Genomic DNA, 23,551 nt, shown 5'->3' with positions numbered 1-23,551 from the left:
GATACCTCTTCCGGCTTTTCATTGGTCCGTCCGGCCAAAATGGTTCTCAACCTCCGGGACACTCAGTGAGGCTTTCAGATGCGTTCCGACATCATTCCAGGATCGATTTTTCCGGATTATGAGTTACCGGATCATGGCGCCGTGCGACGAAGGCTTTCCGAATTGCAGGGGGAAGACCCCATGGTCCTGGTTCTCGGCAGAGGTGGGTACTGTCCTAGGGACCGACGGCAGGCGGAAGGGCTTGTTCAGCTCTATCACGAAATGGCGGTGGGTTATTGCCGGCTCGTCACCATCACCACGGATAATCTCCTAGAGACAAACGAGTATCGATTGAGCGCTGGCGCTCATTGGCCTTTTCTTTCCGACTCGCGGCGCGTGATCCAGAAGGACCTCGACATCGCCGAGTACACGGATCCCGCGCACAACCCCATGATCCCTCACGTTATCGTCATGGAACCCGGCCTCATCGTCTCCAAGGTCTACAATGGGTATTGGTTTTTCGGGCGACCCACCGTGGAGGAACTGCGGCAGGACATGCGAGCGGTGACCGTGAAATGCCGACCGGATTGGGACATCACCAGCCCGGAACTCAAGGCTGCGTGGCAGACGGGTCGTAAGGAGCTCTTCTATCCCTATGGAAAGACGCGCGCTCAAACACTTCGCGAAATGAAATGAATTCGAAGATTGTCGGGGCGCGAGAGCGGGCTGGCAAGGTGACGAGCTTTAGTCGCTGTGCGAGGTTAGGCCTTAGGGGGTAAGAAGATCTGATATGGAAGACCGGGAGATACGAGCGGCTCTGGATCGCCACTGGGCCGCCTCCGATGCGAACGATCTCGAGGCGGAACATCAGGTTTATCGGGAGGACGCGGTGCTCGATTATCCGCAATCGGGCGAGCGCATTCGCGGATTGCGATGCATTCAGTCGTCCCGCGCCGCGCAGCCGAACAAGAAACGCTTCACGGTGCGGCGCATCATCGGCACGGGCGACCTCTGGGTCACGGAATTTGTCCTGACCTATGACGGGCGGCCGTCCTACGCAGTGAGCATCATGGAGTTTCTCGATGGCAAGGTGGCTCGCGAGACCCAGTATTTCGGCGATCCGTTCGAGCCGGGGCCTTCGCGTGCGGAATGGGTCGAGCGGATTCCCTGAACCCTGGCCGCCATAAAGGATGGTCATCCGCCGCCCACTCGCCCGCCCCCGGAGCTGCCGAACGATACGGCCGCCCTCGCCCGCTATCTCATTGGCAAGTTAGTGGTTCGCGAGTTGCCGGAAGGCGTCGCCAGCGGTCGCATCCTCGAGACCGAAGCCTATGTCATCGGCGACGCCGCCGGCCACGGCTATCGCGGGATGACGCCGCGCAACCGCTCGCTGTTCCTCGAGCGCGGGCATGCCTATGTCTATCTCGCCTACGGCACCTTCTATGCTCAACGTCTCGAACGAGACGCCGGGCACCGGCATCGGCGTCCTGATCACGGCGTTCGAGCCGCTCGAACGCATCGAGATCATCCGGGCAAATGTCGAAGCATTGAGCGCTTGCGCGACTTGGCGCGAGGACCGGGAAGGCTCGCCCAAGCGCTGCGGATTGATCGTTCGCTCGACGGGCTCGATCTTTGCCGGAAGGCCTCGATGACTTGGACGCGATCACCACGGCATCGCATGCGGTAGCCATGAACCCGGTGAAATTGGGCAGAGCAACGCGATCGGCATTTTGAAGGATGCGAGCGCCTGCCGCGATTTTTGTGTCAGGGAGAGTCCGTTCGTCAGCGACCCAGGAGTACGGGGGAAAAGACGGCCGCCCGTGCTTCCCAAAACGAAAAGCCGGCTTGAAATTCCCATGGCCCGAAGGCGAACCCTCTCACTAAATGAAATCCTTGGCTGCACAATGCTTCAGTGCCATCCCGCCGAGTAGGATCGGTCATCGCGAGGCGCAGAACGACATGTCCGCGGCCATTCTCCGCGTCAACAATCATGACGGCGAAGACTTCGCGAAAGTTTCGGAGGTACTTGGGCAGCGGTTAGAGCACGGGTCTGCGACGTCCGCAACATCCTGAACCGGTCAGTGGAGAACAGCGTTGAGAGCATCAAGCAGCGCAGTGTCAGTAAACGGTTTTAGCAGACATTCGACTGTCCCGCTCTGACGCAGACGCTGACAGACCCGGTCATCACCATGTGCTGTGATAAAAACGATCGGAATCTGCCGACCTTGGAGCGCCAGCTCGCGTTGGAGCTCGATGCCGGACATACCAGGCATTGCGATGTCAAGAACCAAACACTTAGTTTGATCGACCCGTTTAGAAGCCAGGAATTCCTCCGCCGAGGAGAATGCCTCGGCCTCATGCCCAAAGACACCGATTAGATCCGGCAGAGACTCGCGAACGGACTCATCATCGTCAACAACAGCGATGTAGGCTCGTGGTATCATTGTGCATTTCCAGAATTATCGCCCAAACTCGGCGGAACGTGTTTAAGAATTGGTGACGGATATTCCCGCAATCAGAGAAGGAACGGAGAAGTAGAATGCGGAGCCAAGGTCATCATTACGTTCGGCCCAAACACGCCCCTGATGATTCTCGATTATGGTTTTGCTAACCGACAAGCCGATGCCCATTCCGTTGCTTTTGGTCGTATAGAACGAGCCGAAGAGCTTCTCGGCTACAGCAGGATCGAAACCGCCGCCCGCGTCCTTGACCGAAACCCTAACATGGCCCGTTCGTTCCAGCTCCGTCGAGACCAACAATTCTCTCGGCCGATCCATTACTTCATCCATCGCTTCGGCGCCATTCAGTATGAAGTTTAGGATTACTTGCTGCAGCTGAACGCGGTCACCCATAACGTGTGGCAGATTTTGGGTAAAATTGACGCGAAGGCTTACATTGCGTTTATGTAATTCGTTCGATGATAGTGCAACTACCTCTTGTGCGGCGGTATTCAGATCTACGACCTCAGAAATCGTGGTTCTTTTGGTGAAGAGGGCCCGTAGCCGAGAGATTACCTCCGATGCGCGCTGAGCATCTCTGATTGTTCTCGTTGCGGTTTCACGAGCTCCGTCGACGTTCGGCGGATCGGCGGTCAGCATGCGCAGGGCCGTACCGGCGTTCGTCATGATGCCGGCCAAAGGCTGATTTAGCTCGTGGGCAATCGATGCTGTAAGCTGACTCATGGTCATCACGCGCGTTAAGTGAGCGAGCGCCGCCTGGGTCTCGCGGAGTTCGTCTTGCGCCTCTTTCCAATCATGCATGTCGACACATACGCCATGCCACTTGAGGATACGCCCTTCTTCATCACGCAGCGGCAGGCCTGTGGTTAGACACCAGCGAAACGAACAGTCGGCAGCGTGGACGAGGCGCGCTTCCACCTGATATGGCGTTCCAGTCTCGATACTCGTGGACCACGCGCGCGCAGTTTGGGCGAGATCATCGGCATGAACGACACTTTTCCAACCGTCGCCCGTGATTTTGCCGGCAGCCAATCCGGTATAGTCGAGCAAACGCGTGTTGCAGTAGTCAATCGCCCCGTCAGGTCTGGCGCTCCATAGCATCTGAGGAATGGTCTCCGTGAGATGACGCAGATTCCATTCGCTGGCGCGCAACCTTTCCTCTGCACGCTTCAATTCCTCGATATCTATCGTAACTCCGAACCACTTGACGGCTCCCGCTCCATCCCGAAGCGGATTTGCCCGAAACAAAAACCAACGGTACTCCCCATCGAAACGACGGAACCGGGCTTGTACTTCACCAGCGCGCCCCGAAACCAACAAGTCCTTCCAAACACCGGCGCTTGCCTCACGATCGTCCGGATGGACCACAGCCGACCAGGGCCAGTCCTGCATCTGATCCCGCCCAATTCCGAGATATTCGAGATAGCCGCTACTGAGAAAATCGGTGCTACCATCGGCACTAGCCGACCAAACGTAGACCGGAATCGTATCGATGATTTGTGCGAGGGTCCGCTCGCTCGCTGCAATAGCTGATTCAGCCTCCTTTCGATCATGGATGTCGATACAACTACCGTACCATCGCAGGATTCGACCGAAGTCGTCATGGAGTGGCAACGCATTGGTCAAGACCCAGCGATAACTGCCGTCGGCAGCATGAAACGTCCGCACTTCGACCTGATAGGGCGCACCATTCTCAATGCAAGCAAGCCACACTTTGCGGGCCCGTTCGACATCGTCGGCGTGTAGCATTTTGGTCCAACCACCGCCGATGATTTCATCGACCGAGAACCCGGTGTAATCCAACAAACGCGCATTGCAGTAGTCAATGGATCCATCCGGCGTAGCGCTCCACAGCATCTGAGGGATGGTTTCGGTTAGCTGACGAAGGTTCCACTCCCCGGCGCGCAACGCTTCCTCGGTCTTTTTGCGATCTTCGATGTCGACGTTGACACCAAACCATTTGACAAGGCCGCCGGCCTCGTCGTGCAGAGGATTTGTGCGAAACAGAAACCAGCGGTACTCCCCGTCGAAGCGCTTGAGCCGAGCCTCCGCTTCGCCCGCCTGACGTGAAGCCAACATTGCATGCCAACTCGCAATCAACCCCTCTAGATCCTCCGGATGAACTGCCTTCACCCAGCCCGCCCCAAGCGCCTCGTCGACCGTAAGCCCAACGTAGTCGAGGTAGTGCTGGTTGAAGAACTCGGCCGAGCCGTCGATCCGGGCCGACCACGCTAGACCGGGAATCGTGTTTAGGAATTGTGCAAGATTACGCTCATTTGCAGCGAGCGCTTGCTCCGCATGGGCAAAGCGTTTCTGTTCGCTAATTTGTAAAGCCGCCTGCAAGCCGATCGTCGCCTGGGCGGCCGCGACTCTCAGGAGAACTATCTCGGTGTCGCGCGGGAAATCCTCCCGCCGCGATCCCGTCACCAGCAGCCCGAACTCTCCAAGCACGCCGAGGCGCATAGGCAGGATCGTAAGAACACTGCGGCCAGCCGTAAGTCGTTGCGGCGCCTCGGCGGTCGTCAAGGGCGCGAGCATCGCCCCGAAATTCTCCGATGTGGCCACGCTGCGCGCCCATTGTGACAGCCGCGTTACCTTTAGTGGCGAGTCGTTGCTGGCGCTCTTCAAGTGTAAGTGTGCGAAGTCGAGTTCCAACATGCCGAGGACTAACTCGAGGAATTGACCGGCGATCAGGGATGACTCGCCGCCAACCCAGTCGCTGGACAGCGCCATAACACTGCCCAAGTACCTGAGACAGCGCTGAAGCCGTTTATTCTCGGCGAGAACATCGGTATACATGATCAGCTTGCGGTTCGGTGCGAGAGCGCTTTGTCGGTACCGCGTTGCAGAAGTCCTTGAAGAAACTCCTGCGTGGTGGCTAAGAACGGATTTTGCTCAACGATATCGAACTGACCGACGCATCGGTCGGCGCCAGCAGCTGTGCGAGTAGTCAACTCGTCAATGCGCTCCACCGACATGGCGTCGATCCCGTCGGGATCCCATTGGCAACTAAGGTGACCAGGACCACAAAGACCCGCCATCTGAACCACTCGATGGTCGCGGTCAAAGCGATTCTTTTTCCATGCCATGAAAACGCGATACCCTTGGTCCCCGCATTGAAGAATACACAAACACTAGCCACTCGGTACAGTTGAGCGCCCTAAAAGCACCATAGGCTACGCTGACGTACCCACGCAACTCCACAAGCACTGGACTTTAATGCGCCAATGCTAACGCTGGCCCCTGCTATTCCGAAAATCCATAGCACCTTGGTATTGGTCTGGGGTTTTTTGTCGGTCGACGGGCAAAGGCTCGATCAAAAAGGATGCAAAAACGTTCGCGTCCTCTCTCCCACTCTTTAGGAGATGATTTCCTTGAGACGCAGCATTTCCGCTGTTCCCGTTTCAAACGCATCAATCGGAGCCAACGAAATTGCCAAATATGGCAACGTTCGAAAATCCGGCCGAGGAGGCCAAGCACCTTCAGGGATCGATGAGAGATCTTCTCAATCTCACAGCGCTTAGCCTCGCACATTCGCTGGAAGGACCCTTCGGCCAGGCGAGATTTGGCACTGGCGTCGTCCGGGGCGCCCGAAGGCTTGTTATACAGTGACCGGCTGTCGGACGTATCGACGTTGGCGACGCAGAGTTCTCGATCGCGACAGTGCACAATGGGGGAGCGAGCATCTCATTTGCCATTCCTTACATCGGGAACAAATCCGCATGAAACCGCTGCATACGCAAAACCCGGCTACCCAGTCACACCTTTAGAGGACAGCGCCGTTGACCAACCATCCGCCGATGACGATTTATCGACGATGACGTCATGAAGCAGAGGCCGCCGCCCCGCCTACGGGACGGCGGGCCGCCGCGCACATCTCCCTCACCTGGGCCCGAGGCAGGTCTGCAGCGCACTGGTCAGGCGCTACGCAACGACCCGAACGCGGCCCGAAGCTCGCTAGCGAAAACCTGCGGCTGTTCCCAGGCCGCGAAATGACCTCCCTTCGGGAGACGGTTGTAGTAGATCAGCTTGGGATACGCCTTCTCGGTCCAGCTCCGCGGCGCCGTGTAGATCTCGTCTGGAAACGCACTCACGGCGGTGGGCAAGGGTACGCCTTTCGGCGCGAAGAAGGCGAGCTTGCTTTCCCAGTAAAGGCGCGCCGATGAGACCGCGGTGTTGGTCAGCCAGTAGAGTGCGATGTTGTCGACGACGTCTTCCTTGGACAGACCCTCGGACTTTCCGTCGAAGACGCGGGCAATCAGGTCATAGCTGCGTGCATCGTGGTCGAGCATCCAGGCTGCCAGCCCGATAGGTGAATCGGCCAGCGCGTACAGCGTCTGTGGCCGGTTCGCCATCTCTTGGGCGTAGGCCAGCCCATGCTTCCAAAAGAAGTCAAGCTGATCCCAGGCATAGCGTTCGTCGGCCGATAACCCCGACGGCGCGAGGCCACCCGCAGCAAGCGCACTCGATACTTCATCGGGCAAGGTGGCCGGCATATTCGTGTGGATGCCGACAAGACCCGGCGGCGTCTGCAAGGCCATCTGCTCGGTGACGGCATTTCCCCAATCGCCGCCCTGCGCCACATATCGCGTGTACCCTAGGCGCGTCATTAGTTGGCCCCAGGCTCGCGCGACCCGGATTGGGTCCCAGCCCGCCGCCGTCGGCTTCCCCGAGAAGCCGTGACCCGGCAGCGAAGGGATGACCACGTCGAAGGCGTCGGCGGCGCTGCCCCCGTGGGCCGTCGGATCGGTCAGGGGGCCGATGATCTTCAGCTGCTCGATGATCGAGCCGGGCCACCCATGGGTAACGATGATCGGCAATGCGTTGGTATGCTTGGAGCGGACGTGGATGAAGTGGATGTCCAGCCCGTCGATTTCGGTAACGAATTGCGGCAGCCCGTTCAGATAGGCCTCGCATTTGCGCCAGTCGTATTCGGTCTCCCAATAATGCGTAAGCGCCTGCATCGTCGCGAGCCGAACGCCTTGGGTGGTGTCGTTCACCGTCTCGCGCTCGGGCCAACGCGTGGCTTTGAGACGCCGCTTGAGGTCGACGAGATCGGCGTCCGCAACATGGATACGGAACGGGCGGATGGCGGCAGATCCGCCACTCGTCGAAATCGTCCCGGCGACACCCGCCGAGGCAATCATTGCAATAGCCCCTGCGGCGGATGCTACGAGAACTTCCCGGCGCGTGGACATTGAAGATAATGGTGACATCTGTACCTCCTCATAATTTGGCGAAAGCTGCTCGCGTCGAGCCAGCATCAACCCATGAGGCCAGTAAGTGCCGGTCGGCTCTATTGGACGTTGGTATCGCCGATACCTTGGTATGCTCCCGCGTCAAGCGCATCTCACCGCACCCCGAGGCTCCGCCACGTGACCTCTGGACTGATGCCTGAGGCGCTTGCGGCACGACAGCGCCAAGGGCGGGCGCATCCACGCCGTCCTCGTCGGTACAAATGTATCGGCGATACCTGGGGTCCAATGGATGCGTGTCTGGCGGCGCGCGAGGCCAAACGTTGTGCGCTCGCATGGCCGAGTGGTCACCTGAATGCTGGTTCTGTCAGCTTCTGTCACGGATTGTAGAGCCGAGCCATTGCGCCATCGAGCTGGCGCGCTGGCATAGGCACGGAATATATGCGGCGGCACGGTTGCCGTACGGGTAGCCCCCGGCCTCCAATGAAAACGTATGGCCTCTATCTGCAACTGGAGCTGTGCTTACGCACTGTGGTCATCGCCCCGGCAACCTGTCATCGGTTTGAGGAAAGGGCTTTTCTGGAATCGTGAGGTCGCTGGCCGTAGTCAGAGCGTTACAGCTGGCGCGAATTCCAACTAGCACGCCGCTGATTTCGGTAGTTTCGGCGGCCCAACCAGTTGCGTTCGCCTTTAGCGGCCCTAGCCGCAGATGGGTTCTAAGCCGATTCTTTTCCGATTGGCAGCATCACACAAAACACGGCGCCACGAGGTTTGTTAGGCGTTGCCCAGAGACGGCCGCCATGCGCTTCCACGATCGAGCGGCAGATCGGCAATCCCATCCCTAAACCGCTGGACTTGGTCGTGTAGAACGCCTCGAAGATGCTATCGGGATTGGCCTGAGACAGACCCGGACCCGTATCGCTTACCGCGACCAGCACTCCGTCTGGCTCAGCCTTGCTGGTCCTGATCGACAATTCGCGCAGTCCCTGCCCAACCTCGCTCATCGCTTCGATGGCGTTCATGATCAAGTTCAGGATCACTTGCTGCAATTGGACTCTGTCCCCCAAAATGTGCGGCAGGCCCTCTGCCAGTTGCATCTTCTGCAAGACCCCTCTCTCTGACATTGGGATGCGGGCTAGGGCCGCAATTTCCAAAATTGCTTCGTTGACATCCAAGTCTTCCTTTCGTGCCGGCGCATTCCTGGAGAAGTCACGAATCCGGCTCACAATATCAGCGGTTCGCTTTCCGTCCCTGATAATCCGGTCGATCGCGTACTTGGCCCGTTCCAAATTTGGCGGCTGACGGTCGAGCAAGCGCATCGCGGTTCCAGCATTCATAAGCGTAGCAGCAATAGGTTGATTGACCTCGTGGACGATGGACGCGGCGAGTTGGCCCATCGTTGCCACGCGGTTGGCGTGCACCACCTCTGCCTCGGCGCGTTTTCGCTCCGTCAGGTCCAAAACGAAGGCCACGCCCTGATGTCGGAGTTCGTCGAAGGTCGCCCCACCCACAAGCACGGGCACGAGGCTGTTGTCTTTCCGAACAAGGTCCTTTTCGTAAGGTCTGCAGGTGCCAGTAGAAGCCATATCCGCCAAGGCTCGTTCGTCGGCTCCCCTCCATTCGGCCGGAGTCAAGGAGCTCCAGCTCAGGCTGCCCGAAATAACAACTTCGCGGTTATATCCCACGATCTGAAGAAAGGCCTCGTTGGCCTCCAGGATGGGGCCGTCAAGATCAAAGATGCATATCCCAATTATATTGGAGTCGACAAGGCGTCGAACCTTCGCCTCCCGTTCTTGGAGATCGCTATAGAGGCGTGTGTTCTCGAGCGAGATCGCCGCTTGCGCCGCCAGCATTTCCAACACAGTAATTCGTGCCGGTGTGAACGCGTGTGAAGTCAGCGCATTTTCAAGGAGAAGGATTCCGGTCAACTCTCCTTGTTTGATGAGCGGCACGCAGAGGATAGACTTCGATTGTCGTTTACGCAGATAGTCATCAACGGAGAACAGGTTGGGTTTGGAGGCATCATCGAGAATCACGCTTTCGCGTGTACGGATGACGTATCGGACGAGCGATTCTGGACAGGTGATCGGTGTGATTGGTTCTTGACGCATCATGACGTCGATCTGATCTGCGCTCGCTCGCGCCTCCGCTTGGATCAGATATTCATCCCCTGATGGCAGAATCAACAGGCCGCGATCCGCGCCTGCATTCTCGATTAAGGTCTTCATCAGCCGCTCGATCAAACGGGGCAACTCGATTTCACTGGACAAAGCCTGAGAGGCTATTACGACACTCGCAGCATCCAGATGTTGAACCGGCGAGCCAACGATTGCGGCATCATGTTGTCCTTCTGGGGCGGCCAGGTGTGGATAAAGCCGATCGAGCTGCGCCGTCTTGCCGTGGGCGCCCCAGCGGAGATAACAACGCCGGGCCTTGTGCAGATGGGCATTGGCGGATGTCTCGGAGCCGCGCGCGTTGTAAAACCCGGCCGCCAACTCATAGGCCAGCCCCTCGTTCTGTACGAAACCTTGGTCGCGCGCCGAGGAAATAGCCCGCTCGTAAAGGTGCATGGCCGCGGCGTCCCGTCCTTCAATACGGGCGATCTCCGCAGCCAGCAGTGCATGCCTGTCACCGAACGTTGGTGGGTATATTTCGGCCCACTCTCTCAGTTGCTCCAGATGCACCGCCAGGAGATCATCCCATGTTCGCTTCTCGCCGGCGGAAGCGTTCTCATACAATGATGCCATCGCCAGCGCGCTGTAATAGAAGTAGTCGAGCCGCTGGAAATGAACGGGTGCGGCCCAAAGCAGTTCTTTCGCCCGCTCGGCTGACGCTAGCGCCTCGACGCAGTCGCCCGACAGAAATCGGGATTGTAACTTGAGGACCCAGTATAGGCACGCCGCGGTCGCCGTTGCGTCAGCCGCGATCTGCGTTTCGAAGTCCGCTTCGTCAAACTGCGCATCACTGAAGGTGGAGAAGGTGAAGGTACGGCCCTGCATGGTAGCAATGAAGCGTTGCTGGGCCACGATAACGGTAGCGACGTCGTGGAACCGAGCTTTCCGGACAAAGTCCAGGGCCATTTCCGACTCACGCCACACCGCGTCGAGCGGATCGTTCCGCATCAGAGAATTGGTGACGGACTTGTCCATGCAGTAGCAGGCGACGGTCAGGTCACCGGTGTCGGTCGCTATGCGAAAGGCCGTTCGCAGAAAATCTATCGAGGTTGAGATCGGTTGCGTCCAGACGGCGACTACACCTTTCGCGTGGTAGGCCTTTCCACGGTACGCCGCGAAGTTGTGTCTATCAACGATGTGGCAGGCGAGCTCCGCGAATCGATAACCCTCGCTGTAACGGCGAAATACTGGTCCAAGGATTTGACCGAGATCCGCAAAGCCATGGGCAGATGCGCCGCTTGTGCCGTGCTCCATGGTCACCTTCGCTATCCGGCACGCGAGTAAACACCACAAATGGAAGTCAGTATGGTTAGCTGGGGAGAGGAGCACTGAGAGCACGTCCATCGCGGCCAGCATTTCTGGATCCGTCATCAGTGGCAGATCAAGCAAGCTTTCGATCGGGCGTCCGCCGAGGGTCTGCCATACCATCTCGTATTCGGCCTGGACCTGCGCCAGGGTTGGGTGCGCCGCGACGTCAATGCCGAACAGCCGCAAACACGAGAGTGCGCTCTCGACTGCTTGGGCGTTTTCCGATTTCAGAGTGTGGAGAAGGACTTTCAGACGGTAGGTGATCGCAAGATCGACTTTCGACGCCGCGCGTTGCGAAAATTCTACTAACAATTGCTCGGCTTCTTCGAAATCGCCGATCAAAAAATTGCACTCCGCACGTTCGAGCCAGAGGCTGAACGTCAGCTCGTACAGGCTGTCCCAGCTTTTTTCGTCAAGCATGGCCAGTCCGGCTGCAAGATACACGCCCGCAGACGCATAGGCAGCCGACGCTTTGGCCTTTCTCCCGGCGCGCAGGTTGAGTGTCGCCAGTTGGGCTTTCTCCCGCGAGTCGGTCAGCACTGCAGCGCCCCGATTGAGCTGAGCAACGACATTGAACAGATGGTCGGCGAGTTGATCACCCGACATGTTCGCCAGCAGCTTGCGGCCGATGAGTAGGTGGGTGTCAACGCGGTGCTCGTCGGGAATGAGCGAATAAACCGCCTGTTGAATTCGATCATGCAGGAACCTGTACGCGCCATCCAGCTGATCGATAAGACCAGTATAGACAGCCTCCCGGAGTGTCGCGTGCATTGCTTCCTCTGGTCCATTCTGTACCAGAGTCAGGGTGGCGGTGTCGGCGACGTGGCCTAAACAAGCGAGTTGTTTCAGCACTTCCAGGGTAGGCGGAGAAAGACGCTTCAGCTTTTCCACCATGAGATCCACCACGTTGTCAGTATAACCCTTTGCGTGGATGCGATCGAGTTCCCAACGCCAAGCTTGCGCGACGGGGTCAAACATCAGCAGACCCTCATCAGCCAACTCGGCCATGAATTGGATTGCAAAGAATGGATTTCCGCCAGTCTTTTCCTGAACGAGCTGCGACAACGGCCGTGCCCGCTCGATGTCACACTGCATCGCACTCGCGATAAGCTGATCGACGTCTTTTAGACCGAGGGGAGCCAAGATTATCTCACCCACCCTCGCATCTGTTTTTTTGATTGCAACCAGTGTTCGCAAAAGAAGGTGTGCGGGACCGACCTCGTCATACCGATAGGCGCCAACCAGTAGAAGGTGGCGCACTTCCGAATGCGTGATCAAATGCTCGATGAGGTCGAGCGTGGCCGTATCCAGCCATTGCAGATCATCGAGGAACAAGACGAGCGGATGATCCGGCTTGGCGAACACGCAAAGGAAGCGGCGGAACACCACCTTGAATCGATTCTGCGCTTCTTGGGGTGGCAGGTCGGAAACGGCCGGTTGTTTGCCGATGAGGAACTCGACTTCGGGAACGAGGTTGACGATCAGCTGTCCGTACGATCCAACCGCCTCAGCCAAGGCACGCCGCCATTGGTCCACTTCCGATTCGCTTTTGACGAGAATCTGCCGGACCAGATTCTGGAAGGCCTGCGCGAGGGTCGAGTATGGGATGTCGCGCTTGAACTGGTCGAACTTGCCTGCTGCGAAAAGTCCGCGCGACGGGACAAGGACCTTATGCAATTCGCTCACCACGGAGGATTTGCCGACGCCGGAATAGCCCGATATCAGGACGAGTTCCGAGACTCCTTCGGCCACGACCCGATCAAAGGACGCGATCAAGGAATTGATTTCACGTTCCCGCCCATAGAGCTGCTCCGGGATCATCAACTGGTCAGACATGTCGTGCGCGGCGAGCGAGAATGGTTCGATGCGACCATGCAGCTGCCATTCCATCAAACAGCGACGCAGGTCAGCCTCGACACCCCCGGCGGTCTGATAGCGTTCCTCTGCGGTCTTCAGGAGAAGCTTCATCACGATTGACGAAAGCACCTGTGGAATTTGGCTTATCCTCTCACTGGGCGAGTCGGCGCGCCTCGCAATGTGGCAATGAACCCACTCCATCGGATCTGAAGCGGTGAACGGGAGCCGGCTGGTCAAGACTTCGTACAGCGTGACACCCAGAGAATAGAGATCACTCCGGGAATCGATAGAACGGTTCATCCGCCCGGTCTGTTCGGGAGCCATATATGGGAGTGATCCAGCGATAAATTCGGGCGCCTCGGGCGCCTGACGCTGGCGGGGGACCCGCGACGCGACCCCAAAACCGGTGAGCCACACGCGACCAAAGTCGTCCACAAGTGCGTTCGCCGGCCTAATGTCCCTATGGATGAGGCCTTGCCGGTGGACTTGACCAAGCGCGGCTGCCAGGCCGATGGCTACATGCAGGCAGCGGACCAGGTCGATCGGGTGTCCCTTGTGCTGCTCAACTGTCTGATCCAGGGGTTTACCACCTGGGTCCTCAAGAATGAGGAGCATTCGGCCTTGAAGACGAATCATTCCGAGGGGCAGAGCCGCCCACGCTGAATCGAGTTCGCTCGCCAACGAGTATTCGTGTTCGAGCCGCCGGAGATTCTGAATCGACGGCTGCTCACCAGCTACCGTTACCGCCAAGATCGGCATGTGGTTGCCATGCTCTCTTCCGCGGTAAAGCGTGAACTCCGCGCCTTCTCGAAGCAACTCTAACGCGTACTTCGAACCCTCAGGCATCACGATTCTTCTTGCTATGGGATGAGCCGTTGTCCACACAGTGAACTCGGCCGCGCAAATTCGCAAATCCCGTGTGGAGCTTCAGCCAATCTGGCGAAGCGATCAACCGTGAAATTCTGCGAAGAGTAGGCGTAATCAGGCTTTAAGTCTTTCAGGACTTAGGTCCATTTGGAGGTTCGGCGGAAAGGCTACCATGATCGCCGCGACCGCAACAGCGAACAAGGTCAATGCCTTGGCGTACGTTCCCGTTGTCGCCCTGTCGAAGTGCCCGCCAGTCACCAGAGCTACGGCGGGAGCCCGCCCTCGCCTGTACCCTAGGAGGGGCTGGCCCAGGGTTTCGCTCAGGACGCAGCCGACGGCCGGCGGCCCGATCCCCCGGCGGGCAAGGGGCGCGCTAAGTTGCCGCGGCCAACCTGCCGCAGAGCCTCGCCCGAGGCATAGCCGACGAGCCCGCCAGAACCGGGATCCCCAGCACGGTCCCGATCACACCATTTCGAAAAGGATCTCGCCATAGCGGGCGGCATGTTCGTCCTGGCCATAGCCGGCGCCGGCGCGATATCTCTCGACAGGGTGCTGAACGGCCTCGTGAAGCGCCGGCAACAGGACAGAGAGACGGTTGCGGCGCTCATAGCGGCCGGTAGGCCTCTCTCGGTCGGCGAAATCAAGCTTCCATTCTAAACCGGCCAACACGCCGGCATCATACAACCCGACCGCCGATCGGCACCCAAGTACACTGCCTTGTGACGTCACCTCAGGGCATACCTTGATGTTATCAGCGATTACCCGTCGGCCAAGGCACCGGTTTTGAAATTCGCTTGATGGCGTCCCTGCCCTTGCCCTTCAACTCCGTCGAGTCCTTGTGTGTCAATTTGTTGCGACGAGAGCTAGTCCCTGTCGTGCTGGTCCGTCTCGTCTCATCTCCTGGCTCTGCAAAAACCGTAGCAGCATGTTCGCAACCTGTTCACCCATGTTGATTTCACGAGTTTCCGACTGTCGGCATATAAGAGGGAGAGGTCCGATGGATTTCAAGTTGATGGTGAATATTGCCGGCGGCATCCTTCTGGCCATCGCGATCCCCTCGGTGTGTCTCGGCGATGGCTGTTTTGCCGTTCGGGATCGGAACGATTTGAAAGGCGAAAGCTGTGACAATGAAAAGCCCGCCACCGTGCCAGACCAGAAAACTCATATTTTAGCACCTGCGAAACAAAGCTCGTTATTCCGCGTTGAGGCTCGTCGAACAACGGAGCTTCACGAATGGATCCAGCAACTGCAGCTGTGATGATTTTGCTTTCTTGCAGCCCCGCCCAGAGAGTCTGCAAGCCACTCGACACATCACCGTCCATGTTCGGATCGCTTGACACATGCCAGTTGGCGTTAGCCGTGAGGCTCGAGGGCGCTCCCAACGGGGAGATCGTGGGGCGATGCAGTTCGATCGATCCCTCCGCTACAGGTTCCGTTCCAGCCGGGTATAGCACGATTGTCGTCACGCGGGGCACAGGGGCGGGTGCGGTGAGCAGTCGCTACATCGTGCCACACAAAAATTGAAGCCAGCCACGGTGAGGCAGCGGCTGCTCATTCTCGACCGGAAAGTTATAGGCCTTGCCCTCCCTCTATGAACCCAGGGCAATCATAATCGGCATCGTCGGCTTCGGGCTCGTCGTCGCCTTCCCTGTCATCGGTGCCGACGACTTCGATGCCACCGGACAGATACGGTTCAAGATCCGTGTCGGGGCTCTACGAAGTCGAGCAGTGAGATCAGGCGTTCAATCTCATCTTCCATCGAGCGACGGACCGCCATGTCCGAAAGGCGAAGGTTCGTGGCTGGATAGCGAAGAAGCGCACACGCCTTACCTTCATTCGCATGGTTCGCAGAGATTAGCATGATCACATACTCTCATCTGATCCGGCGTCGTCTCCCTCAAAGCAGCGCCGGTAAGGCTCGGCGCCCTTCTTGGTCTGTCCCCGTGTGTCAGAAGGAGGTCGCCGGGCCTACCCGGCCCGTTGCTCATCGTTTGCGGGGTGCTCCTGATGGCTGCGCTTGGCCCCGCGGCCTAACGGCCAGAATCAAGCTTCCGAAAACCTTTCGCTGCATAAGAGCATCGTCAGACCGCTCCTGGCGCACCACAGCGACACCCCAAGACCACAGCGACACCCCAAGAGCTGTACGTCAGGCCCACGGCCCTGCTGATGAGTGCCCTTGGACAGATGGATTGCGTTTGTCACCAAAAGGAATCGTACCGGCCCGTTCTCAGCACGTCAGCCGGAACGGGCCATGGGCAGAAGCAGCCGACTAGCTAAAATCGCAAGATGACCGAAGGACCACGTCGGCGATAGCACCGGACCCGACGGCGCCCGTGTCGCCAGTAACTACGGCAGACTCTTCTCCAGCCCCGCCGGCGGCGGCGGCGCCCGTGGTAGTAATCTGGGTCGTAGTCTGGGTCGTAATCTTGGTCGTAGTAGCGCCGATGGTTGACCGGCTCCACTTCCGCGTGAGTACCTTCGTTGTCGAAGGCGTCTGGCGCGTCGAGTTCTTCGAGAATGCCGCTTTTGGCCGCTGGAACACCGGCCAATGCGTTGATAGGCCGGACCGCGCTTGCAAAGGCTGCTGCCCCGGCAACGCCACATATCGCTGTCAAAAAGGATCGCCGATCCATAGTAAACCTCCCAAGTTACATGAGCTGAACGAAGCGCCCCGCCTGCTGAAGGAGCAGGCCTAGCGCACTTAAAATAGAGGATTCGCCAGCCGCTCAAGCAACTCGCGAATCCTATCAGCGCAGGAAGGGACCTGGCTGCGCCGATCCAAGACATGTCAGCTAAGGACGACCGCCATTACCAGAAAGGTAACGGCTGTTGCAAAAATCGGTGCGAGCAACCATCGCGCCTGGCCAACACTTTGATCCATTTGTTCTCTCCCGTTGTGGAGAACCAACAAGCTGAAGCCCTAATCCGTTCCGCCTAGTCCAAAGGTAAGACCATTGCGTTGTACGGTCGGACTTTAGACCAATCGGATTAGACAAAGGTGCGTAGGCGGGAACGTTTACCCCGGTTCAAAGTTGGTTGCCGGGCAGTGCGGACGATGATCGTCGTGTGCCGGTCCTTGCAGGAGAGAAGATATGAAGATGCACTTTGTGAACACCGCCGCAGCCATGTTGCTCTTGGCGGGGATCGGCTCCGCCGCCGCTGACGACATTATCATCCAGCCGGAACAGGACACGGTCATCCGTGAGTATGTCAAGAAGCAGCCCTTGGCTTCGGTGAACCTTCCCGGCGTGGAATTGAACGTCGGGACAGCTCTGCCGGAAACTGTGGAGATCCACGAGGTCCCGAACGTCAAATACCGTTACGTGGTGGTCGACAACCGCACGGTCCTGGTCGATCCGGGCACCCGCAAGATCGTGAAAGTTTACGACTGAGATTTCGAACGAACCCACGCTCGCCACCCTTGGGTGGCGAGTGTGTGCATCCAAACGCTACTTAGCCGGACAAATTCAATTGCCACTCAGCTGGACAATGAACATTGACGAACCCTGAACTCGAGAGAACGCAAGCCCTGGTTGCCCGCTTGGCTGATCTCCAAGCAAGAATGCAGGCAGCACGTCTTGTTGGAGCCGAGGTAACAACCGTCCGAAAGGTTGCAGCTACAATCGATGACGGCTTGCGACAGGCCGGCCTCACACCGTTAGAAATCGCAGAAGGTCAAGAGGAACAGTTTAGCGATACTAAATGTTCGACTGGCTATGGAAAGCCGAACTCTCCTCTCAGCAGATCAAGTCAGAGCGGCACGAGCCCTACTGAACTGGCCGCGTGTGCGACTTGCCGCCAAGGCCAATCTTAGCGAGATGGTGATCAGCGATCTTGAGAACGGATACAGGAAACCGCGTCCCCACAACATGGCCGCCATCCGCAAAGCGTTTGAGGATGCCGGAATCGTTTTCACCGTCCAAGGCACTCCATCGTTAACCCGCTCAGAAGGTGATAGCGGCCTAGCCGCCGATAATAGACGGTGGCGCGGCCGGGAGAAAAAAGGATAAAGGGGAAAAGCCCGTGTACCCTCTGCACCCGATCTCTAAAGCGGCCTCTAACAAGGGCGGTTGTTCACTGACTTTGTGCTGGCGCTCACCTTTCTGAGGTGCCGCTCGAATATGGCCAGCTTCTCTTCGTAGCCGAGCCGCACTCTGGACCTGCAACTATCGCATTTGAAACCGGCAATCGTTTTCAGCCAGGATCCCCTTCTCACCATAGGGCGTGAACAGGAGGGGCATTGGAATTCTAAAGGTACGTCGCGCAGTTCATTTGATAGAGGCACTGTGCATGTTCTCCTCAGCGGCACGGCCACTGCAACAAAGTAGAAGGAGAAATGTTTCCGGCTTCGGCCATTTACTGGATGAACTGCGCGCTTCTGGCCGGTGATACGAGCCTTTGAGCTACGGCCGAGTATGGTGAGGCCACGGAGACGATCCGGATCGAAGGGCAAGGAACAGCTTGCCTGCCCCCTTCAGCATTTGGACTTAGGTCCGATTCTTTCGCGCGAATGGGACAGGACCGGCAAAGCCTCGCGACCGAACTTCTCGAGATTAGACGGATCCGTTGGCCTTCCGCAGAGGCCATGGCATAACATTCGAGCTCGATCAGCTGTCTTTCTCGCCCTTCTCTATAACGCGGACCAGCCATTCTCAGCAGGCTTCGGCCACTCCACACTGTCTGAGTTTGTGTTCTGAACTGTGCCGCCCATCGCAGTTCCCTCCACCTCCAATAGGCTAATTACGGATTATAAGACCTGGGGAATCGATCTTTCAAGGTGGAATCCGCATTAGCGCTGGATGTTGCATCGCGGCGCGGAGGGGTTTTATTAGCTCCCCCTCATCTTGACGCTGGCGCCGGCTGCTCCAAAGTCTTGGGCATGGCTCGGGGAACTATCAAAGTTGGCGACGAGGTCGCAGTCACGGCGATTGTGCGCGGCCGCGTGACGCCCGATCGCATAAGCGTGACGATCCCCTCCTACGACTTCCCGCATTCTGTTGTCGATTCGACTTCGAAGGCTGTAATTGGCCAGCATATGGAATTGATCGGCCCTGTCACACGCATCGACGGGGACAAGGTAACCGTCAGCCTCCGGCCATTGGTGACTGTCGACGCCGAGCACGTGCGCCTGGTCGAAAGCCACGTGGCGCTTCCGCGAGCGCGAAAAAGGCCGCTCGTTGACAAAGTTTAACTTGCCTGCCCACCCAAGGAACGGCCAGTGAAACTTTACCCATCACATCGGCTCTGGTCGCCTCCCGCTAGCTGCCGGCGCGTTGCGATATCGGCACAGTAGACGGGTTGGCATTTTCCGAACTTTCCGCCATGTCGTCGCGATGACGTTGACGAAGGCGCTTCAGCAGATCGCGTGAGGCTTGGATCGCCCTGCGCGATTGATCCATGTTCTGGCGAAACGTGGCGCGTTCCTCCATGGACTTCTGCCACTTCAGCAAGGTAGCCGTAGTCGCAGTGGCCGCTTGAGCGATATCTATGGGCGTTGCAACCATCGCATCCTCCCCAAAAAGGCAATGGTAAACGCAATCTCTATAGGCCCAACGAAACCCTTCTTCAATCAAAAACGACCATACGGCATACGGCAAAATGGCTATTCGGCGGGCCGCTCGACGGCGGCTTCGTCGACCTCGGCTTCCATCTCGTCTTTGACGGTCTTGGTCTTACCAAAACCAGCCATCGCCACACCGTCAAAGCCCTGCAGCCACGCATCGGCATGTTCCAGCCAGTAAGCTGGCGCCTCACGCTCCTGCCATCCTTGCGCGCTTGGGCGCCGTACATCCAGGCGTAGGTCGCGCGCTATTTCTTAGGCACGGCCATTTCCATCATCCTCCCAGAAATCCAGCAGCCTTGCGTGCCGCAGCTTCTCATCGCCTTTTCCTAAGAAAGGAGAGGGTCTGTGGACAGCTGTGGCTCTATCCGGCTGTAAGTTGCCAGACCGCTACGCTGGCGAGGGCAAGGCCCGCTGCGCCTTCGATTGCTCGCATATGGTATCGAACAGCCGTGGCCTGCTGTCGAAAAAATGCACCAGGCGCTCCCGAAACAAGATCGACAGTACCGCCACGCTGGACAGCGTTAGGGCCACGCCCACCATCATGGTGATTGCGATAGCTCCCGGCACCCCTCTGGAAATCGCGAAGGTCATGACAAAAAGGGTCAGCGGGCACGGAATCAAACCGGCCATGACTCCAACGGCCTCGCCCTCATGCTTGTGATGGTGGCCGTGGCTCACCGAACGCCAAAGCATCCAGACGCCGATCAGCCCGAGCAGACCGCGACTCACACCCTCAAGCAGTGGTGCGCGTCCAACGCTGCCCAATGCAATCGAGACGAGCGGCAGGGAGAATACGGCGATCAGCACCGCTGTCGCCACGTGAGTGAAGGACAGCGTAATCGACACCAGGAGGCCGCGCGAAACCTTCGCATCCGAACCTGCAAGGTAAGTCGCCAAGACAGCCTTACTGTGGCCGGGCGTCAGAGCATGTGCCGCACCGAACAGGAGGCCCATCGGCAGAAAGGCAAGGAACGCAAGCCAATCACCGCCAACTGACAGCAGCTTTATCTGATCTGCGAGCGCCAGGTATATGGAGCGCTGAAATTCGACAAGCGCCTGGAACATCAGCCGAGACCGGCAAAAGCGAGTGGTTTCCGGCAGTTGTCAGTGCTGGTGGCCGTGATGTTCGCCCTGATCATGAGAGTGCGGATGCTCGTGCTCACCTTGGTCGGTCGAAAACCGGATGTTGGCAGCTGCGAGCGCCGGCATGTGTTCGAACAGTTCGTTCTCCAGCGCCGCCGTGATCTTGTTTGCCTCTGAGAGAGGCAAGGTTCCGTCGGCTGCAATAGCGATGTCGGCATGCAACTTGTGGCCAATCCAGCGGGCCCTGGCGTCGACAACGCGAGCACCCTGCACATGCGCAGCGGCATGCTGAATTTCGGCCATCACGCCCGGCTCGACGCCGTCGAGCATGCGGGTGAGCACTGAGCGCGCCGATTGCCAGACGATACCGAATATAGCGACCGTGATGAGAAGCCCGATGATCGGGTCGGCCAGTGGAAATCCGAGCCAGACGCCCATGGCGCCGATGACCACTGCAAGGCTGGTAAGCCCGTCGGTGCGGGCATGATAGCCGTCGGCGACGAGCGCCGCACTGTTGATTTCCCTGCCGATACGGATGCGAAACACCGCGACGGCCTCATTCCCGAGGAAGCCGACAATGCCCGCCGCGGTCAGCCAACCGAGATGAGTCACTGCCTGCGGACTGACCAGGCGCTCGATAGCCTGGTACCCGGCGACGATGGCGCTGAACAGAATGATCAGCACGATAATGATACCGGCCAGATCCTCTACCCTGCCAAGGCCGTAGCTGAAGGTCCGTGACGGCTTGCGTCGTGCCAGCATGAATGCGATCCAGAGCGGAATGGCGGTTGTGGCGTCGCCTATGTTGTGGATCGTATCGGCCAACAGCGCCACGCTGCGTGACACCAACACCACGGCCATCTGCAATGCCGCCGTCATGGCCAAGATGACGAACGACCATTTGATGGCCCAGATGCCGCGGTCAGTGGTTGCAATCGTTGCGTCGATGACCCCGTGCGTATGGCCGTGCGAGCCATCGTCATGAGCATGCGCGTCATGATCATGTGACCCGAAGCCGAACCAATCCAAGACGCGTGCGCCGATACTGGTCATAGGTATTTCGCCAGTTGCTTGAGCTCTGCCAGCGAGTTGCCTCCCGCTTCCGTGTCGATCAGACAATGTTCGATATGATCGTGGATCAGTTCTCGCTTTGCGCTGCTGATGGCGCTCTCCACTGCATGGAGTTGCTGCGCCAGGTCCAGGCAGGATCGCTGCGCCTCGAACATGCCAAGCACGGATGCAAGATGCCCCTGTGCGCGCTTTAAGCGCTTCACGATAGCCGGATGAGAACTATGGATGCCTTCGGACATGCCCACCGGTATCCCCCCAGGGAGGATGCGTCAAGTATGATGTGAGCGCAGATAGGCTCTTGATCAGCCACCCCGCAGAGCGTGTATCCATGGCGCTGAATGGTTCCGGAAATTGGAATCTGGGCTTGAAAGGGCTGGCCCCTGTGCAATACAGGAACCAGCTATTAAATCTGCCAACTCAATGAACCGTCCAACTTTATGGGGTCAGTTCACGCGACCGGGCCTTTCTTTGCGTGGTGAAACTGAAGAAGCCCGTCGGTCGGATCAGCGGGCTTTGTGATGGGATGGCCCGCGCCTGCTTCCGAGGCTGCGCGGGCCGACCATGACGAGTGAGGGACGCATCTTGGTCACCGGCCGGACCGCTGAAGAACGAGCCGGGTGTGACCGAACTGCCTTGGACCGGGAATGTTCCCGGCTGACGCAAAAAGCCCGCCAGCATGAGCCGGCGGGCAATCGATCTGGAGTAGCTGGACTCATCCAGCATAGTTCAACGACGGCGGAAGGTTCGGTAGCAACCCGCGCTCGTCGCTCCCCAAGGATCCAGGGAGCGGCGAGTTGTTGCCCTGCGAGCGCGACACAGAAACTTCGCCGCGCCATGAAAGGATGGCGTGGAGCGCGCAAGCTCTGCAACAAGCTGCCGGCGCGCCCTGCTCCTGGTCGGGCTGTTCTTTATCGTGCCGGTGGTCGCCATGCTGCTGCGACCATTCGTCGCCTTCGGGAGGCTTCTCGACCAAGGTCGGCAGCAAAGGCTCGACGAACTTTAGACGCATGAACTCACCCGCACCCGGCGATTCAATTAGCTTGTGCTGAAATGGTTCCGAAACCGGAAATCGGCTTTTGGTGCAACAAAACACGTCAACTCGACGTTGCGGGATGAGCGAAGGAGGAAACGATATGGCCGATGACAAGAGCAAGCGGGATTTCCGCGATCGGGACCGTGTCTCAGCCGACGAGGATTATGAAGTTGAATATTTCGCAACAAAGACCGGCATCACACCCCAGCAGGTCAAAGAGTTGATTGCGAAGCACGGCAATCAACGCGAGACGTTGGAGCGGGAAGCCAAGGCGCTGCGGAAACAATGACCAGGCTTTCGGATCTCGGCAGACCATAATCGGTCACCGACATGAGGGCCCGCCTGCGAGCGAGCTCGATCATTTCATCCCTTGCCCTGTTTGCGGCCAACAGATCGACATGCGCGATTTTCGCCAAGTCACCTATCATGCCGATCCGCAGCACGAGCCGCTCGAACTGGACGCGTAGGACGCAAAAAGCTCGACTGCTGAATTGAGTTTTAATCCATGTTTTGGCGAAACGTGGCGGGGCTGCACCGGCCATTGCTATGGGTCCAACCGCCGATTCAATTGGCTCGTGCTGAAATGGGTCCAAAATCAAATAGGCATGGAAACCAAAAAGCTCTTGTTGCGTTCGGCGCACTAAAAGGTCGGGAGGTTGTGCCATGGGCACCTTTTTACCGCTGTTCGTTAAGCTGGTAGACCGTAAATCAATGACGGTTTCCTCTATCTGTGAGGCCGAGGAAGCGCTCCAGGGGCAGTGGCCAAATAAGGGTGCGGCGGCCTATAGGGATGCGTGCCGATTGATCGCGGAGGCCAAGGATGGAAGCTGCAGTCCGGCCGTAGCATTTGCGGCGTTCAAGGCCGCCGCTATCGACCAGCACCTGCTGCAGCCCGAGCCCGGCGCTCGGCATTCGACACAACGTGCCATAAACCATCGTGATGATTAACCGCCGTCCCCTAG

Annotated in this window: 18 protein-coding genes and 2 pseudogenes; 11 read left to right on the top strand and 9 right to left on the bottom strand. The window is 58.2% G+C overall.

Annotated elements, in window-relative coordinates:
- Positions 1-78 precede the first annotated feature (78 nt).
- The 3 genes from ACYG9V_RS17405 to ACYG9V_RS17395 all read left to right on the top strand — a co-directional run bounded on the left by ACYG9V_RS17405 (position 79) and on the right by ACYG9V_RS17395 (position 1,666).
- Positions 79-675, top strand: a complete 597-nt coding sequence (locus ACYG9V_RS17405; protein WP_023669214.1) for a redoxin domain-containing protein — start codon at positions 79-81, stop codon at positions 673-675.
- A gap of 94 nt (positions 676-769) precedes the next feature.
- Entirely contained in the window at positions 770-1,150 is a 381-nt protein-coding gene (locus tag ACYG9V_RS17400) for a nuclear transport factor 2 family protein (protein ID WP_023669215.1), read from the top strand.
- 102 nt (positions 1,151-1,252) lie between these two features.
- Positions 1,253-1,666 (top strand): DNA-3-methyladenine glycosylase, encoded by a 414-nt coding sequence (locus ACYG9V_RS17395; protein WP_245265681.1) that lies wholly within the window; start codon positions 1,253-1,255, stop codon positions 1,664-1,666.
- Between the two features lie 391 nt (positions 1,667-2,057).
- Here the strand turns inward: ACYG9V_RS17395 and ACYG9V_RS17390 are convergent, their stop codons facing one another.
- From ACYG9V_RS17390 to ACYG9V_RS17370, 5 genes are all read right to left on the bottom strand, one after another.
- Positions 2,058-2,423, bottom strand: a complete 366-nt coding sequence (locus tag ACYG9V_RS17390; RefSeq protein ID WP_023669218.1) for a response regulator transcription factor — start codon at positions 2,421-2,423, stop codon at positions 2,058-2,060.
- A 42-nt stretch (positions 2,424-2,465) separates the two neighbouring features.
- Positions 2,466-5,237, bottom strand: coding sequence for a PAS domain-containing protein (locus tag ACYG9V_RS17385; RefSeq protein WP_352765772.1), 2,772 nt, complete (start codon positions 5,235-5,237; stop codon positions 2,466-2,468).
- A gap of 2 nt (positions 5,238-5,239) precedes the next feature.
- Positions 5,240-5,527, bottom strand: coding sequence for a hypothetical protein (locus tag ACYG9V_RS17380; protein ID WP_352765771.1), 288 nt, complete (start codon positions 5,525-5,527; stop codon positions 5,240-5,242).
- A gap of 828 nt (positions 5,528-6,355) precedes the next feature.
- Positions 6,356-7,654 (bottom strand): epoxide hydrolase family protein, encoded by a 1,299-nt coding sequence (locus tag ACYG9V_RS17375; RefSeq protein WP_023669221.1) that lies wholly within the window; start codon positions 7,652-7,654, stop codon positions 6,356-6,358.
- 695 nt (positions 7,655-8,349) lie between these two features.
- Positions 8,350-13,818, bottom strand: coding sequence for an AAA family ATPase (locus tag ACYG9V_RS17370; RefSeq protein WP_352765770.1), 5,469 nt, complete (start codon positions 13,816-13,818; stop codon positions 8,350-8,352).
- 489 nt (positions 13,819-14,307) lie between these two features.
- Between ACYG9V_RS17370 and ACYG9V_RS17365 the strand changes: the two are divergent.
- The 4 genes and pseudogenes from ACYG9V_RS17365 to ACYG9V_RS17350 all read left to right on the top strand — a co-directional run.
- A pseudogene (locus tag ACYG9V_RS17365) lies at positions 14,308-14,496 on the top strand (DoxX family protein); the annotation flags it as partial.
- A 340-nt stretch (positions 14,497-14,836) separates the two neighbouring features.
- Positions 14,837-15,097: a hypothetical protein gene (locus ACYG9V_RS17360; RefSeq protein ID WP_352765769.1), complete on the top strand. Its 261-nt coding sequence runs from the start codon at positions 14,837-14,839 to the stop codon at positions 15,095-15,097.
- A 1,834-nt stretch (positions 15,098-16,931) separates the two neighbouring features.
- Positions 16,932-17,231 (top strand): DUF1236 domain-containing protein, encoded by a 300-nt coding sequence (locus tag ACYG9V_RS17355; protein WP_023669226.1) that lies wholly within the window; start codon positions 16,932-16,934, stop codon positions 17,229-17,231.
- A gap of 324 nt (positions 17,232-17,555) precedes the next feature.
- A complete protein-coding gene (locus ACYG9V_RS17350) occupies positions 17,556-17,849 on the top strand; it encodes a helix-turn-helix domain-containing protein (RefSeq protein ID WP_352765768.1) in 294 nt (97 codons plus the stop codon).
- Between the two features lie 1,248 nt (positions 17,850-19,097).
- Here the strand turns inward: ACYG9V_RS17350 and ACYG9V_RS17345 are convergent.
- A complete protein-coding gene (locus ACYG9V_RS17345; protein WP_031199823.1) occupies positions 19,098-19,343 on the bottom strand; it encodes a hypothetical protein in 246 nt (81 codons plus the stop codon).
- Between ACYG9V_RS17345 and ACYG9V_RS17340 the strand changes: the two genes are divergently transcribed.
- Positions 19,334-19,639 carry a hypothetical protein gene (locus ACYG9V_RS17340; RefSeq protein ID WP_352765767.1) on the top strand — a complete coding sequence of 102 codons (306 nt, stop codon included), beginning with the start codon at positions 19,334-19,336 and terminating at the stop codon, positions 19,637-19,639. The genes ACYG9V_RS17345 and ACYG9V_RS17340 overlap by 10 nt on opposite strands.
- 124 nt (positions 19,640-19,763) lie before the next feature.
- On the opposite strand, the pseudogene ACYG9V_RS17335 reads toward ACYG9V_RS17340, so the two are convergent.
- From ACYG9V_RS17335 to ACYG9V_RS17325, 3 genes and pseudogenes are all read right to left on the bottom strand, one after another.
- Positions 19,764-20,467: pseudogene (locus tag ACYG9V_RS17335) on the bottom strand (HoxN/HupN/NixA family nickel/cobalt transporter).
- A gap of 39 nt (positions 20,468-20,506) precedes the next feature.
- Entirely contained in the window at positions 20,507-21,538 is a 1,032-nt protein-coding gene (locus ACYG9V_RS17330) for a cation diffusion facilitator family transporter (RefSeq protein WP_460221985.1), read from the bottom strand.
- Entirely contained in the window at positions 21,535-21,795 is a 261-nt protein-coding gene (locus tag ACYG9V_RS17325) for a metal-sensing transcriptional repressor (RefSeq protein WP_023684828.1), read from the bottom strand. Before ACYG9V_RS17325 ends, ACYG9V_RS17330 begins: the two co-directional genes overlap by 4 nt.
- Positions 21,796-22,403: 608 nt before the next feature.
- Between ACYG9V_RS17325 and ACYG9V_RS17320 the strand changes: the two genes are divergently transcribed.
- From ACYG9V_RS17320 to ACYG9V_RS17310, 3 genes are all read left to right on the top strand, one after another.
- Positions 22,404-22,559, top strand: a complete 156-nt coding sequence (locus ACYG9V_RS17320) for a hypothetical protein (protein ID WP_352765766.1) — start codon at positions 22,404-22,406, stop codon at positions 22,557-22,559.
- A gap of 130 nt (positions 22,560-22,689) precedes the next feature.
- Positions 22,690-22,878 carry a DUF3606 domain-containing protein gene (locus ACYG9V_RS17315; protein WP_023823908.1) on the top strand — a complete coding sequence of 63 codons (189 nt, stop codon included), beginning with the start codon at positions 22,690-22,692 and terminating at the stop codon, positions 22,876-22,878.
- A gap of 374 nt (positions 22,879-23,252) precedes the next feature.
- A complete protein-coding gene (locus ACYG9V_RS17310; protein ID WP_352765765.1) occupies positions 23,253-23,537 on the top strand; it encodes a DUF982 domain-containing protein in 285 nt (94 codons plus the stop codon).
- Positions 23,538-23,551: the final 14 nt, after the last annotated feature.

It is taken from the genome of Mesorhizobium sp. W016, from assembly GCF_054719485.1.
This window is presented reverse-complemented; position numbering and strand designations above follow the sequence as displayed.